This is a genomic window from Nocardia transvalensis NBRC 15921, assembly GCF_000308875.1.
Lineage (GTDB): Bacteria > Actinomycetota > Actinomycetes > Mycobacteriales > Mycobacteriaceae > Nocardia > Nocardia transvalensis.
This window is the reverse complement of sequence record NZ_BAGL01000128.1, coordinates 152128-165015: the sequence shown is the minus strand read 5'-3', so window position 1 is coordinate 165015 and position 12888 is coordinate 152128. Positions and strand designations below refer to the sequence as shown.

Sequence of the window (12888 nt, the reverse complement as noted above, 5' to 3'; positions counted from 1 at the left end):
GCCCACGCCGGGTTGACAGGCCGCACGGCCATTGTGGACAACGATCTGACGGACAGGATTTCACGATGCTGGATCGAGACGGTCGGGTAGGAAGTATCGCCGGGTGGACCGCGGTCGACATTCGCCCGCTGCGGCGCCGCGACCGTGTATGGCGGAACGTGCCGGTCATCAAGGTGGTGAGGTCGATTCGGACACCGGATGTCGAAGTGGTCCGCACGCGGTTGAAGCAATGCGCGCACCGGCACGGGGGTGACATCAGATGGCGGCTGCTCGATGTCGACCGGGCAGTCAGTGGCCGTCCGTCCGCCGATCGTGCGGACGAGTTCTTTCGTGCGCTGGTGGTCTCTTCGGCGGCCGTATCGCCGTCGATATTTGCGGGTCGAGAGAACGATCGGCTCGACGGGCTCCCGTTCATATTGACGCTCGGACACGACTGGGCGGAAATCCGCTATTCACACGCGCTCGGGGATGCGGTATCGACCTGGGATTTCATCGGATTCCTCCTCGATTCCGGGCCTGCGCCGTTCCCGGCAGGCGATCGGTCAGCGTCCGCACCGATGCCGCGCGCGCTGCTGAACTCGTTCGGGCGCTCGCCGTTTCGCATCGCGAGAGCCATCCGGATGCAGCGGGAGCTTGCTCGGCCGGTGCGTCCTGCCACTGTCGGTGACTCTTCGTTATCGGCCGGCGGCGACGGCCACCGCTTCGAGGTCGCGGCGGCTACCAGTAATGCCGGGTTTCTGAACAGGATGCGTGCGGAGCGCGATCGTCGCTATCCGGCGGCGTCGATCATGTCGATTCTTTCGGTCCGTGCAATGGCTTTGTGCCGGTCGCAGGGCATCGTGGTCGCCCCGTGGATGGTGATGATGGTCGATATGCGTCGCTATCTACCCGCGGGAATGGCCGTCGACGGAAATTTCAGTTGGTCGAAATCGATCCCCACGCCGCCCTCGAATGCCCCGAGAGAACTGGCCGGGCGAATATCGAAGGTGCTCGAATCCGGACTCCCGCTGTTAATATGCTGCCGTGCGGTGTACTCCCGGACGGAACATCCTGAGGCCAGCTCGGCCCGACACTTCGGTACCCCCGAATCGGCGGCCGTATGTTTGATGATGTCGTACGGCAGCAAATGGCTCGACCCGCCGGCCTCCCCGCAGGAAGGCCCGCCGCGCATACTGATGTTCCTGCCGCCACCGGGGCCCGACTTCATCGGCGTCAATATCATCGAAGCCGGCGGATGTGTGCATGTCTCGATAAACTATCGAGACGACATTCTGAACCGTGAGTCCGCCGTTCTGATCGCCCAGGGCCTGGTCGCCGAGCCGAAGCCGGTAGCGGCGGCGCCATAGCGCGACGACGAACTGGCAGCGCAGCGCGCCGTACACGAGTGCCCACACCGAATGCGTTCGCGCGGCGATGAATAGGGCGAACGCCGAGGTGCGGAAGCACAGTCACCACTTCGGTTTCAGGTATTGCGATGAGGTGGCTCAGTCCGTACCGGGGAGGACCGCGAGGTCGAGGCGGCGCAGCCGGGCGGGGTCGGCGATGACCTCGTAGGCGGCGACGCGACCGTCTGCGACCGTGACTCGCAGGGCGAGCAGGAGGTGGCCGCGCGGTGCGACCACGATGCCGACCGTGCCGTCGACCATGGCCAGGGCGGCGACGCGAGAGCGGCGGCGCAGGACGACCGTTTCCCTGGCCACCGTCGCCGCGCCGCGCACGACCGGGGCCGTGCCGGCGGGCAGGGCCGCTGGGTCGGCGGTGCGTTCCACGTCGGGTGCCAGAATCTCCAACAGCCGCCGCAGGTCGCCCTGCCGGGCGGCGATGAGGAATGCGTCGACCACATGGCGCTGCGCGGCGATCTCGGCAGTGGGCAGGGCATCGCCGCCACGGACGCGCAGGCGTGCCCGGCTGGCGAGCTTCTTGGTAGTGGCCGTGGTGCGGCCGAGGATCGGGGCGATCCGGTCGAAGGGGATCGCGAACAGGTCGTGCAGGACGAAGGCGACGCGCTGGTCGGCGTTCAGCGTATCCAGGACGACAAGCAGTGCGCGGCCGACCGAGTCGATGAGGACGGCCTCGTGTTCAGGGTCGCTGTCGTATGCGGAGTCGCCGAGTTCGCCGAGCCGGTCGATCGGATCCTCCCGGCGCGTGGTCCGGGTGCGCAGCATGTCCAGGCAGATGCGGGAAACGACCGTGGTGAGCCAGGCGGTGAGGTTGTCGATCTCGCCGGAGTCGTTGCGCGCCAGTCGGAACCAGGTCTCCTGGATGGCGTCGTCGGCGTCGTCGCTGTTGCCGAGAATACGGAAGGCGACGGCCCGCAGCCGGTCGCGCTGCGACTCGAAGTTCCGCGCCAAGATGTCCTGCTGGTGCACGCGTCACCTTTCTTCACTGGGATCCGTCGTAGGGGTGACAGATGAACGAGATTCGATTTTCGAGGAGTGTCCGATGTTCGCTGCGTACGTCGCCTTGACACTATTGACCGCAACGGCCGCCGGCGCCGGATGCTGGCTGAACTATGCCCGCCACCCCATTCCCGTTGCGGCGGCGAAGGTTGTCCGGGTGCCACAGTCCTGGATTCCCGTGCTGGGCACCCTGCTCGGTGCCGGCGCGCTCGGATTGCTCGCCGGATTCGCCGTGCCGGCCCTGGGTATCGCCGCGGCTATCTGCCTGGTGCTGTACTTCATCGGTGCCGTGGTCGCGCACCTGCGGGTCGGTGACTATGCGCTGGGTCCGGTCTCGGTGTCCCTGGCCTTGACCGTCGCCACCGCGACTGTGACGCTGGCCTACCGGTTCGGCTGACGGCAGTGGTCGACTAACGCCTGCCGGCCGCGTGGGAGTTCCGGGTGCAGAACACGCCCCCGGGCGCGATGCGGCTCGACGGTCGTGACGGTCCGAGGCACGGACACTGGGCCCCGAAAGCCTCTCAGCCACCATTGTGCAAGATCACCACTCCTTACCGAAGGAGGATGGCCGCCACACCTCGCGCTGCGCGCCGTACCTCCGCTCACCGAGGAGAGCGCCGGGAACAGATTCAGGAGTTGTCGGTGGTGCCTGCCGAGATGGCCTTGATGAGGCCGTGTTCGGTAAATGCCACGACGACGTCGAGTCGTGGGCCCTCGACGTGCAGGGTGGATTCGGTCTCGTCGAATTCCGCGAGCAGTCCGCGTCGTACGGCGTAACTGCGCAGCGCCCGTCGATGATTAGGTAAGCCGAGCCGGTCCGCGGCGTGCATCACCCGGGACACGCGCATCGCGTCCGGGGCGGGGAGTTCCAGGTCGGGGTGCTCGACCAGGACCGCCATGCGGGTGCCGCCGCCGACAGGGGCGCTGTACCAGGTCCAGCGCCTCGAGACCGCCTTCGCCAATTCGCCGGCGAGCCAGGTGACGCGCGCCGGTTCGGTCGGCGACCCGGGGAACTCGCCGAAGGGTACCTCCGGTTCGGACAATAATGAAATGCCATGCCGCAGGCCGTATTCGCGCACCGACAACGCCAGCTCCGTCACCTCGTCCGGATACCAATCCGGATTCGCCCAACTCCACAGCCATGACTGCGGGCCCGGCGCGGCGGTTCCGAGTACATGGAATCGGGTGCACACCAGATCCCGCTCGCCGCTGAATGCGAATCGTGGCGGGTCGTAGCTGACTTCCCAGGCGGGTAGGCCCAGCACCGTCTGCAGATATTCCTGATGCTCGTACGACAACAGCGCCGCGTCGTCGAGCAGCCCTTCGATCGCGGTCGGCATCTGCCCGGAAGACTCGGTCACGCGGCCGACGGTACCGTCGAGCACGTCCATTCTCATCTTTGGTGAACCCCGGAGACGTCCGCCGGATCAGGCGCCCGGGTCGGGCTCCTCGGGGCGATGAAGGATTTGGGTTCGTAGGTGGGCGTGTTCTGCGCGGCGGAGAGCCCAGTCTCCCGATACCGACGGCTCCACCAGCCCCAGGACGACCCAGACCCCAACGGTGACGGCGTGGCCGGACCGAAAGAAAAGTCCCGATACGAGCGCCTGATCGAACATGCAAGACCTCGCCGAAGACCGCCCAGTGGCGATGGCATCGCGATGCGGACCACCTTCCGCACTGATCCATACCCGACCGCCGGGCTTGTTCCCACTCCCCCCAACGCACGGCCACAGTGGGCGGCACCGGCAGAGCGGGTCCGCCACACCGCCACTTCGACGCCGGAGCATCGCCGAAGCGCGGGCGACCTGGTTGGCCACTGCGCTGCCGTGGTCGCGTCGAATCAGGTGGAGGCAGCACACCCACCGACACGATGTGACAACTGCTCCAAGGGAATTCCGTCGACCAGATCCCGCGTCGGCCAGGGACGGCGACTGTCGCTCAGGCCGGCGCCGGCGCTGCGTCCGCTGACCTGGGCGAGAAGCGCGGAAGGTGCTTGCCGAGCGTGTCGGCCAGTTGCTGGACTTGGCGGACCAGATCTTCGCGATAGGTGATGACACTGTCCCAGTACAGGCAGATGGTGCCGCGCAGCGTGTCCCCGCTCGACACCGGCATACCCCATCCAGCTGTGGAAGCCTTCGGAGACGACGAGATCGGTCGCGGACCCGAAAAGCGGGTCGGTCTGGGCGTCGGCCGAGAAGATGTGCTGGTTGTGCTCGAGTATGTTCGGCAGGACCGCCCCCTCGGCCCGGCCCTTGACGAGGATCTCCTCGACGTAGCGAGAGGAGAGACCCCGCCAGCGCATCGTGGACAGGGCGAGCGCCTTCCCGATTCTTGCTGCGCGAGGTCGTCCTGGCCACCCCCGAAGATTCGGTGATCGGCAACCAGGTCGCCGTAGTACCGGAGATCCCACGCTGGAAGAGCAACCGTGTCGTGCTCGCCGGGGACGCCGCATACGCCATGTCTCCACACATCGGATCCAGTGCTTCACTCGGCATCGAGGGCGCGCATGTGCTTGCCGACCGACTCAGCCAAGCCGATACCGCACCGGCACTGGACAGCTACCGAACCGACCGCATCATCCGATATCGGCAGGTGCGCCGGCACGCCAAGGCCATGGCCACCGCACCGACCCCGGCGTCCTACGTGGAACACTTCTCCCGCTACCTCAACTGGCTGAATAACACCGCAGCATAATGAACAGCCCGGACGCACGCTGACCTACGACCACTGAAACGGACGGTCCGGGTAAAACCTGCCCCCCGAACCGTCCGTGTGCGTAGTGGTCGTGTCCGGAGGGAAATGGACCACTACGCCCACCCTCTGACCTCCAGCATCACACTACGGATCTAGCGCGACCAGTGTTATTCGAACGACAGCGAACAACACAGCGGTTCAATCTGTGTGCGGGCGAAGCGGCCGCACGCTGCACCAAACCGATCGTCGACGCACAGCCACAAGAACACACTTCTCAGCCCGAAAGGTCGCTTATGCAGTTCTTCCACGGGATCAGCAACGCCATCGCCCAGTTCATGTTCGGCGCACCACAAAACGTGGTCATCGATTGGCTGCTGTACTCGATCAGGTAAGGCTCCTACGTCTGACTCCACACGCCACTTCGATGAGAACTCGCACACTCGGCGGCTAACTTAGGCTGGCTGCGGCGCGGACGGTCCGGTCGAGTTCGCGGCGGGCGAAGCCGGCGAACCCGCGATAGGTCGGGCTTGCGGCCCAGCGCTCGTATGCCGCGCCGAACGCCGCGGTGCCGCCCAGCCCGGCCAGCTCGGCCGTCCCGGCGGCGACGCCCCGAGCCTGCAGCGCTTCGGTGATCGCCTCGGCAAGCGCGGCGCGCTTGAGCACGGCGCGCTCGTGCAAGGTCGCCGAGGAAGCTATCAGGCGTTGCCGCGTCGCGGCATGGCGGTGCCGGTCGGCGTCGAAAACGGGGTCGACGGCGAGGACCGCGGCACGCACGAGCCGGAGCGGCGAGGCACCTGCCGGACCGTCCGCGATGGCCTGACGGAAGGTGTTGGCGAGCAGGTCTTGGCCCCAGAACAGCACCTCGGGCTTGTCGGGGAAGTGGCGAAAGAACGTCGCCTTGCTCAGTCCGGCACGGCCGGCGATCTCGGCGGCCGACACCGCCTCGAATCCGCGCTCGGCGAACAGCTCGAGGGCGGCGTCCTCCAGCCGTGACTGTGCGTCCGGTTGCCAGCGGGCCATGACCTCACTATAGCGGTGCGTTGCGACTCGGTCTCGTCACCGCGTACGGTGACGAGACTTCGACTCATCACTGGGTCTTGTTCGAACGCATTCGAGGAGAGCACAGCATGACTGTTCGGCGGGTCGTCACCGGGCACGACAGCGAGGGCAGGTCGCGGGTGGTCGACGACCGGAACGTGGAGCCGATCACCTCTGCGCTGACGCCCGGCTTCGCCGCTTACCGGCTGTGGGGACGCGACGAGCCGCCCGCGTTCCCGGACGACGGGTCGCCCAGCCGTGTCGAGACGTACTTCCCGCCGCGGGATGGATCGCGCTTCGTGATCATTACGCATCCCCCGGAGGGAGCGACCCCACCGCCGGACCTGGACGCAGCCGCGGCTGCTGCCGAGTTGGAGCGGCAGATGCCCGGCATGATGGCCTCGATGGAGCCCGACGGCTCAGGGATGCACACCACCGACACGATGGACTACCTGATGGTCGTGCAAGGCGAGGCCACGCTCGAACTCGACGGCGGCGAGCGAGCCGTGTTGCGGGCAGGTGACGTGGTCGTCCAGAACGGCACCCGGCACGTGTGGCGCAATTACGGCACCGAGCCCTGCACACTCGTCGCTGTCTCGGTCGGCGCGGACCGCACGACAACCCGCTAGTCCCGCGCACCTCAGGGACATGATCGGCCGGCCTCGAGACTCGACGCCCTTCTATCGACCGCCTGCGTTGGCGGTGGCAGGCGAGAGCGCAGGACAGTTGGAGCCGTCCGAGACGCAGGCCGGCACAGGAGGCGGACAAGGCCGGGAGGACCGCCGCCCTCAAATTTTCTGCGAGATTCCGGCCAACCTCAAACCGCCGCAGCGCAACACGAAGAGATCCAGAGTCTCCGCGCAGCTGCTTCCCCCAACGTCGGCATGGAACCTGAACTGTGCTGCGGCACACAACGTTTGCCGCAGCGCTGCCAAACTGAACGAATGATCGGCGTCCACGATCGAACGCACCATCTCGTCGACGACCGTCCCGGAAGCCGCGCCCGCCGGTACCGCCGAACAGCATCGGTGACCAGCCGTGTCTTACCGATCCCGCCCGCGCCCACCACGGTGATCAAGGGCGCCGACTTCACCAACAACGTTGCGAGACGGTCCAATTCGCGCTCGCGGCCGACGAAGACACCCGGGCCTTCGCTGCGTCCGCCCTCCCCGTGCGGCAATCGGCACTTCCCTTCTCGATATCACCGGCCCGACGGCGATCGACGGTATCGCCCCTGGTGACGAGTGGTTTCTGCGCCGATACGACGATCTCGTGGAGCACCGCCGAAAAGGCAACGGTCCAACCCCTCACCTATGTCGGACACTTCGAGGGTGGCGCGGCGACCGCCGGACGCCATCACCTACGAATTACCGATGCCGGCGAACTCGGCCCCACCTACGCTCGCGAGGCGCCGGTGACGGCGCACGGTCGGTGATGCCTGTCGAAATCTGGTGGCTGGGTATGGAATTGAGCTTTCAGGAGAAGGACGATCGGCTCGCGGACCGGATCCGGGCGAACAAGTTGTTCGCGGATTTCGACCTGAGCGCGTGGCTGGGCGGTTACGTGAGCGCTCGGCGCTGGCGCGCGCTGCTCGACCTCGGATGCGGCAACGGCAATCATCTCGGCCTCTATCTGGCGGCCGCGGCGGACAGCGATGACCGCCGGGTGGTGGGGCTCGATCGCGATTCCGCCTTGCTCGCCGCGGCGGCGCAGCGGTATGCCGGTGCGCGCGGACTCGAACTCGTAGCCGGGTCGATGGACGATCCGCTGCCGTTCCCCGGTGAGTCCTTCGACCTCGTCAACTCGGTGTTCGCGGTCTACAACGCCGCCGATGCGGACAGGACGCTGCGTGAATTGCATCGCGTTCTCACACCGGGCGGCCACCTGCTGCTGATCGGTCCCACGGCCGACAACGCGCGGGAACTCTACGTGTACAACGAGCGACTGACCGGGCAGCGCATCGACGATCGCACCGCCGTGCGCGCCGGACGCCTCGTCACCGAATTCCTGCCGTTGGTGCGGGAATTGTTCGCGGAATGCTCCGACGAGCTGCTGGGCTCCTACGTCACGTTCCCCAACCAGGAGGAATTTCTCCGTTACTACCGTTCGACACTGCTGTACGAGGAAACCGCGGAAGGCAAGGTCTCCGACGCCGAGATGACGGCGGCGTGCGCGGCGATTCCGCACCTCCGCCTGACCAAACAGACGCTGGTGATCACGGCGCGCAAATAGGGCATCGGGCTCGTCCAGGACTGGGAATGCCTTCGGCGCGGCCCCGGCGTGGACGATGCCATACTGGCCGCGGCATCCCGCCGGTGGTGTGAAACGCAACAGCGCGTTACGCAGCGAAGTCCGGCTCGATCGAAAGAGACGAGATGGTAAGGGTACGAAAGCTTCTGGCTGCCGCCGGACTCGTGGTGGCGGGCGCGCAAGCGGGTTCGCCGACCCTCGCCGATGCCGTAACGCACGAAAGCTCCTCGGGCACAACGATCATCGTGGCCGGGAGGTATTCGGTCCTGCCTCCGGCAGACACGATTCCCGCCCGCACGTATTCGAACGTCGGGAAAACGGCCGCAGAGACCGTCGAGCGCGCCTGATCGCCGGACTCATGGCACCCCGCGTCGACGCGATCGTGGTTCCGGCCGCGCGCCCCGGCCGACGACTCCACGACATCATAAGATTGGCCGAGTCGCTGGAATGCACGCTGGTGGTGCTCTGCAGCCAGGAGATCACCGCCGCCACAGTCGCCGCAGCCGGGTTGCGGTCGCGTGCCGACATCATCGCCATGGATGTCGGCTGGGCCGCGCGCCCGCCGGGCCACGAGCCCTTCGCCACCTCGAAACTGCTGGAGGACACGCCGTTCCGGCAACAGACCGAGGTGAGCCTGAAGCGGAACACCGCGCTGCTGCTGTCCCGCTACGCCGGCTGGAACCGCGTATTCTTACTCGACGACGACGTGCTGATCGAGCGTCCCGACGATGTCCGCACCGCGGCGGACCTGCTCGACGACTACGCCGTCACCGGGTTGACCGTGCACGGATTTCCCGATTCCTCCGTCACCGTCCACGCCTGGCGGCTGCTCGGCGGCACGCCCGGGACCTCCCTGGCCGGCGGCGCGTTGATGACCGCTCCCGGAACCCGGATCTCGTTCTTCCCGGAGGTCTACAACGACGACTGGCTGTACCTCCTCGACGGCGACTCCTATCCCCCGCTCGCTCTCACCGGCCGGGCGGTACACGACGAGGGGTCCCCGTTCGACCGCCCGGACACCGCCGCGTCGCAGGAATTCGGCGAAGTGATCGCGGCGGGCCTGCACGTCTGTGCGACAACGGGAACCGCGATGCGCGACGTCGACCTCTGGCGCGACCATGTCGCACAACGACATCGATCCCTACGGCAGCTCGTGCGCGCCCATCGCGAGCGCCGCGACCTCGAGGGCGACCGTGCGAAGATCGTCGCGGCCCTCGAGGCGGCCCGGGCGACCAGTGCCGAGATCACCCCGGCGTTCTGCATCGCCTACGTGGACGCGTGGCTTCGGGACCGGGCGTGGTGGCGCGACCATCTCCTGGCGCTCCCCACAGGCCTCGCACTGGAGGACGCGGTCGCCAGGATCGGCCTCCCCGCGGCCCACCAGGCCCAGCATCATCGCGAGCGGCTGCCCGCCCGGTACAACCCCGACTGACTTTCGGTGCTCCGTTCGGTGCCACGACTATCGGGCGTTCCCGATACTGGCGGGCAGCCCGAACATATCGAACAATTTCGGCGCGAGGAATTGCTCGATCGCGATGATGCGGCCGTCAGTGATGTCGAGGACTTGAATCGCGAAGGCGGTGAACACACCGTGGTCGTTTCGCCGGTAATGCGCGTAGGCCGGTGATCCGTTGGCGCGCACGGGAATCAGACGCGAGTCCGCGCATGCGGAGCTGTGCCGGTCGAACCAGCTGAGAACAGGGTGGACCCCCTGGATCCACAGAGTGAACGGTGGCATCGACAGCCGGGCTTCCTGGTGCAGAATGTCCATCAGGCTATCGAAATCCTGACGCTGGAACGCTTCCACATAGCGATCCAACAGCTCTTTCGTCTGCTGGTCGGATTCACGGATGGTCGGGGAAGGATCGCCGTCGAGTCGCTTTGCGGCAACCAGTGCGGCGCGGGCACGGCGGAGGGACCCGTTCACGGAGGGGACAGTGGCGTCGAGCAGATCCGCCACTTCGGTCGCGCGGAACGCCAGCACATCCCGGAGAATCAGAACCGACCGCTCACGGGGAGACAGGTGCTGAAGCGCTGAAACGAATGCGAGCCGGATCGTTTCCTCGCGCACGGCGAGTTCCGCCGGATCGATGGTTTCGGTCAGAACCCAAGCATCGGGAATCGGCTGAACCCATACGCTCTCCGGCAGAGGTTCCCCCAGCACGCCATCGCTGGTCGCCGGCCCTCCGATGCCCATCGGCAATGCCCGGCGTCCACGGGCGCGCAGGTGGTCGAGGCAGACATTCGTCGCTATCCGGTAGAGCCAGCTCCTGGCGGACGACTCCCCACGAAACTGTGCACGCGACCGCCAGGCGCGTTCGAGCGATTCCTGTACCGCGTCCTCCGCGTCGAATGCCGAGCCCAGCATCCGATAGCAGTACCCCGTCAACTCGGTTCGGTGCTCCTGCAGGGATTCGGCGTCCAGCGTGGGGACAGACGGCTCGAGTGCGGTCACTGTGGGCCCTTCCTGCGCAACCAGACGTGTTGACCAACCAGCACATTCGCAGCGGTATTCCGGATGACGACGGCGTGCAGGACAAGAGGGCCCGAGGCGCACGGCTACTGGAACGTCGAATACATCTGCTCGCGGAGAGCGACCGGCCGCGGCAGCCCCGACTCCGATGCCGCCCAGGTCTCCTCGACGTATGCCCCGAACGTCCGAGCCGGGCGCCCCGTCAGCAATTCCACATCGCCGCTGACCTGTGCGCACGCCCCGGCCTTGGTGGGGATATACAGATGGTTGATGTGATTCACATACGCCGCGGGCCGGTCCGCGGCCCGCATATATTCACGATGTTCGGCCGGTGTCCCGTCGATATGGCGAACCGTCGTACCGCTCGCTGCCCCGATCGCCGCCGCGACGTCTCCGAACGAGATCGCCTCCGGCCCACTGATCGCATAGGCCCGGCCGTCGTGCCCGGCCGTCGTGAAGACCGCAGCCGTCGCCGCCGCCAGGTCGCGGGTATCGACAAAGCTCACCTTCGCGTCCCCCGCCGGGGCATGCACCTCACCTCGCGTGCGAATGGCCTCCGCGAAAACCGCCTCATCCTCGTCGAAGTTCTGCATGTACCAATTGGCGCGAAGAATTGTCCACGCCTTGCCGGAGTTCTCCACTACCAATTCGATAGCCCGGCGTGGATGATCGTCGGGTGTGTACTCCACACCCATATTGGACAGGAATACGACGTGTCGCACGCGCGGCGCGGCCGCCAGGAGCATGCTCACGGACTCGGCAGCGTACTGATCCAGATCGAGCCCTTTGACCACCAAACCCTCGGCGTCCCCGAGCGCACCCGCCCACGTCGACTTGTCGTACCAATCGAAGTACACTGGCGTCAGGCGCCCGGCCGGTGCGCCCGGATGCCGACTACCGACCCTGACGTCGACCCCCGCGGCCGCCAACGCCTCCACCATCCGCCGCCCAGCCTTGCCGGTCCCGCCGGTCACCAGAATCTCCATCGATATCTCCTGTCCAGTCGTCCACGTTCGGCATTCAGGCTAGGACTTGTCACCTGCACGCGTAATGATCGAAAAGCTTGATCAATGAACCGATCGTCTCGACCGGCAGCACATATCCGCCAAGCGGTTCACGAGCCGTCCTCCAGAAACGAGCTAAACTCTCACAGTGGAGACGATCACCGACGTATACGCCGCGCTTCGAGCCGGCGAGCCATTCGCCGAGTACACGCGGTCTGGCGACGCCCCGTTGCCGCCTCGATCAAGTCGTCGAATTGCCTCCGTTTCGTTTCGCGTCGTGTTGAGCGGAACGTGCCGGATTACACCGGATCCCGGCTCCGAGCACTCGTTCCCGGAACTCGTCCTGGGTCCCGGTGATATGGCCCTGTTCGGACCGAACGTCGGCCATACTCTTACCGCGGCGGGCCTCGCGGATCAGACGGGCAATACGGCGGAAAGCCTGTATTGCGGATATCTGCAAGACCGCCGACAGCCGCATCCCCTACTCCGGGATCTGGCGAATATCACCTACATTCCGGTGCGCGGCGCATGCCCCATCGAATTCGAGAGTCTGCTGCGGTTCCTGCGGCTGGAACTCGCGGACTCCGAGCAGCTACCCGATCTGACACCCGCCCTCGTCGAGGCCTCATTGACGTACGTCCTGCGCACTTGGCACCGTCACCATGCCCACGACGCATCCTCGCCCCATACCGACGACGTCGTCGCCCGCGCGCTGCGATCGATGCACGCGCACATCGAATACCCGTGGACGGTAGCCGAATTGGCCGCCGTGGCCGGACTCTCCCGAGCTGCGTTCGCCCACCGTTTCACCACCGCGATAGGGCAGCCGCCACTGGCGTACCTCACCTCCGTGCGCCTGGCCGAGGCCGCCAAACTCCTCCGTGAGACCGACCGGCCCATCACGCAGATTGCCCGGGTAACCGGCTACAGCTCGACGATCACCCTCACGCGCGCATTCCGCCGCGAACAAGGCGTCACCCCCGGTGCCTACCGCCACGAACAAACGTTGTCCGGCTGAGCACCGAGGGCG

General features: G+C 66.4%; 15 protein-coding genes. 8 read left to right on the top strand and 7 right to left on the bottom strand.

The features are described from left to right. Positions 1–65: 65 nt before the first annotated feature. Positions 66–1346 (top strand): hypothetical protein, encoded by a 1281-nt coding sequence (locus ON41_RS37795; RefSeq protein ID WP_040754188.1) that lies wholly within the window; start codon positions 66–68, stop codon positions 1344–1346. A gap of 138 nt (positions 1347–1484) precedes the next feature. Here ON41_RS37795 and ON41_RS37790 read toward each other — a convergent pair whose 3' ends face one another. Continuing rightward, a complete protein-coding gene (locus tag ON41_RS37790; protein WP_040754187.1) occupies positions 1485–2369 on the bottom strand; it encodes a sigma-70 family RNA polymerase sigma factor in 885 nt (294 codons plus the stop codon). A 73-nt stretch (positions 2370–2442) separates the two neighbouring features. Between ON41_RS37790 and ON41_RS37785 the strand changes: the two genes are divergently transcribed. Next, positions 2443–2796 (top strand): DoxX family protein, encoded by a 354-nt coding sequence (locus ON41_RS37785; RefSeq protein WP_040754186.1) that lies wholly within the window; start codon positions 2443–2445, stop codon positions 2794–2796. 232 nt (positions 2797–3028) lie between these two features. On the opposite strand, the gene ON41_RS37780 is transcribed toward ON41_RS37785, so the two are convergent. Together ON41_RS37780 and ON41_RS42155 are read right to left on the bottom strand one after the other, a co-directional pair. Further along, the gene (locus ON41_RS37780; RefSeq protein WP_157185803.1) at positions 3029–3760 is read right to left on the bottom strand and encodes a DUF6882 domain-containing protein; all 732 of its coding nucleotides are present in this window, start codon (positions 3758–3760) and stop codon (positions 3029–3031) included. A gap of 577 nt (positions 3761–4337) precedes the next feature. Continuing rightward, on the bottom strand, positions 4338–4511 hold the full coding sequence (locus ON41_RS42155) for a hypothetical protein (protein ID WP_157185802.1): 174 nt from the start codon (positions 4509–4511) through the stop codon (positions 4338–4340). A 219-nt stretch (positions 4512–4730) separates the two neighbouring features. On the opposite strand from ON41_RS42155, the gene ON41_RS37775 reads away from it, so the two are divergent. Further along, positions 4731–5093, top strand: coding sequence for an FAD-dependent monooxygenase (locus ON41_RS37775; protein ID WP_051163448.1), 363 nt, complete (start codon positions 4731–4733; stop codon positions 5091–5093). A gap of 447 nt (positions 5094–5540) precedes the next feature. Here the strand turns inward: ON41_RS37775 and ON41_RS37770 are convergent, their stop codons facing one another. Beyond that, on the bottom strand, positions 5541–6113 hold the full coding sequence (locus ON41_RS37770) for a TetR family transcriptional regulator (RefSeq protein WP_040754185.1): 573 nt from the start codon (positions 6111–6113) through the stop codon (positions 5541–5543). A gap of 107 nt (positions 6114–6220) precedes the next feature. Here ON41_RS37770 and ON41_RS37765 point away from each other — a divergent pair, with 107 nt between their 5' ends. Then, positions 6221–6760: a cupin domain-containing protein gene (locus tag ON41_RS37765; protein ID WP_040754184.1), complete on the top strand. Its 540-nt coding sequence runs from the start codon at positions 6221–6223 to the stop codon at positions 6758–6760. Between the two features lie 188 nt (positions 6761–6948). On the opposite strand, the gene ON41_RS43920 is transcribed toward ON41_RS37765, so the two are convergent. Next, positions 6949–7311 carry an AAA family ATPase gene (locus tag ON41_RS43920; RefSeq protein ID WP_083905925.1) on the bottom strand — a complete coding sequence of 121 codons (363 nt, stop codon included), beginning with the start codon at positions 7309–7311 and terminating at the stop codon, positions 6949–6951. A gap of 57 nt (positions 7312–7368) precedes the next feature. Between ON41_RS43920 and ON41_RS37755 the strand changes: the two genes are divergently transcribed. The 3 genes from ON41_RS37755 (at position 7369) to ON41_RS37740 (ending at position 9813) form a co-directional block, all read left to right on the top strand. Further along, on the top strand, positions 7369–7566 hold the full coding sequence (locus tag ON41_RS37755; protein WP_040754182.1) for a hypothetical protein: 198 nt from the start codon (positions 7369–7371) through the stop codon (positions 7564–7566). Then, positions 7566–8363, top strand: a complete 798-nt coding sequence (locus tag ON41_RS39575; RefSeq protein WP_051163446.1) for a class I SAM-dependent methyltransferase — start codon at positions 7566–7568, stop codon at positions 8361–8363. The genes ON41_RS37755 and ON41_RS39575 overlap by 1 nt, the downstream gene beginning before the upstream one ends. A gap of 376 nt (positions 8364–8739) precedes the next feature. Beyond that, complete coding sequence (locus ON41_RS37740) at positions 8740–9813, top strand: hypothetical protein (RefSeq protein ID WP_157185801.1); 1074 nt, start codon at positions 8740–8742, stop codon at positions 9811–9813. A gap of 27 nt (positions 9814–9840) precedes the next feature. Here the strand turns inward: ON41_RS37740 and ON41_RS37735 are convergent, their stop codons facing one another. Next, on the bottom strand, positions 9841–10836 hold the full coding sequence (locus tag ON41_RS37735) for a sigma-70 family RNA polymerase sigma factor (protein WP_083905924.1): 996 nt from the start codon (positions 10834–10836) through the stop codon (positions 9841–9843). Positions 10837–10940: 104 nt separating this feature from the next. Continuing rightward, entirely contained in the window at positions 10941–11840 is a 900-nt protein-coding gene (locus ON41_RS37730; protein ID WP_051163444.1) for an NmrA family NAD(P)-binding protein, read from the bottom strand. Positions 11841–12006: 166 nt separating this feature from the next. Between ON41_RS37730 and ON41_RS37725 the strand changes: the two genes are divergently transcribed. Continuing rightward, positions 12007–12876, top strand: a complete 870-nt coding sequence (locus tag ON41_RS37725) for an AraC family transcriptional regulator (RefSeq protein ID WP_083905923.1) — start codon at positions 12007–12009, stop codon at positions 12874–12876. The last annotated feature ends 12 nt before the right edge of the window (positions 12877–12888 follow it).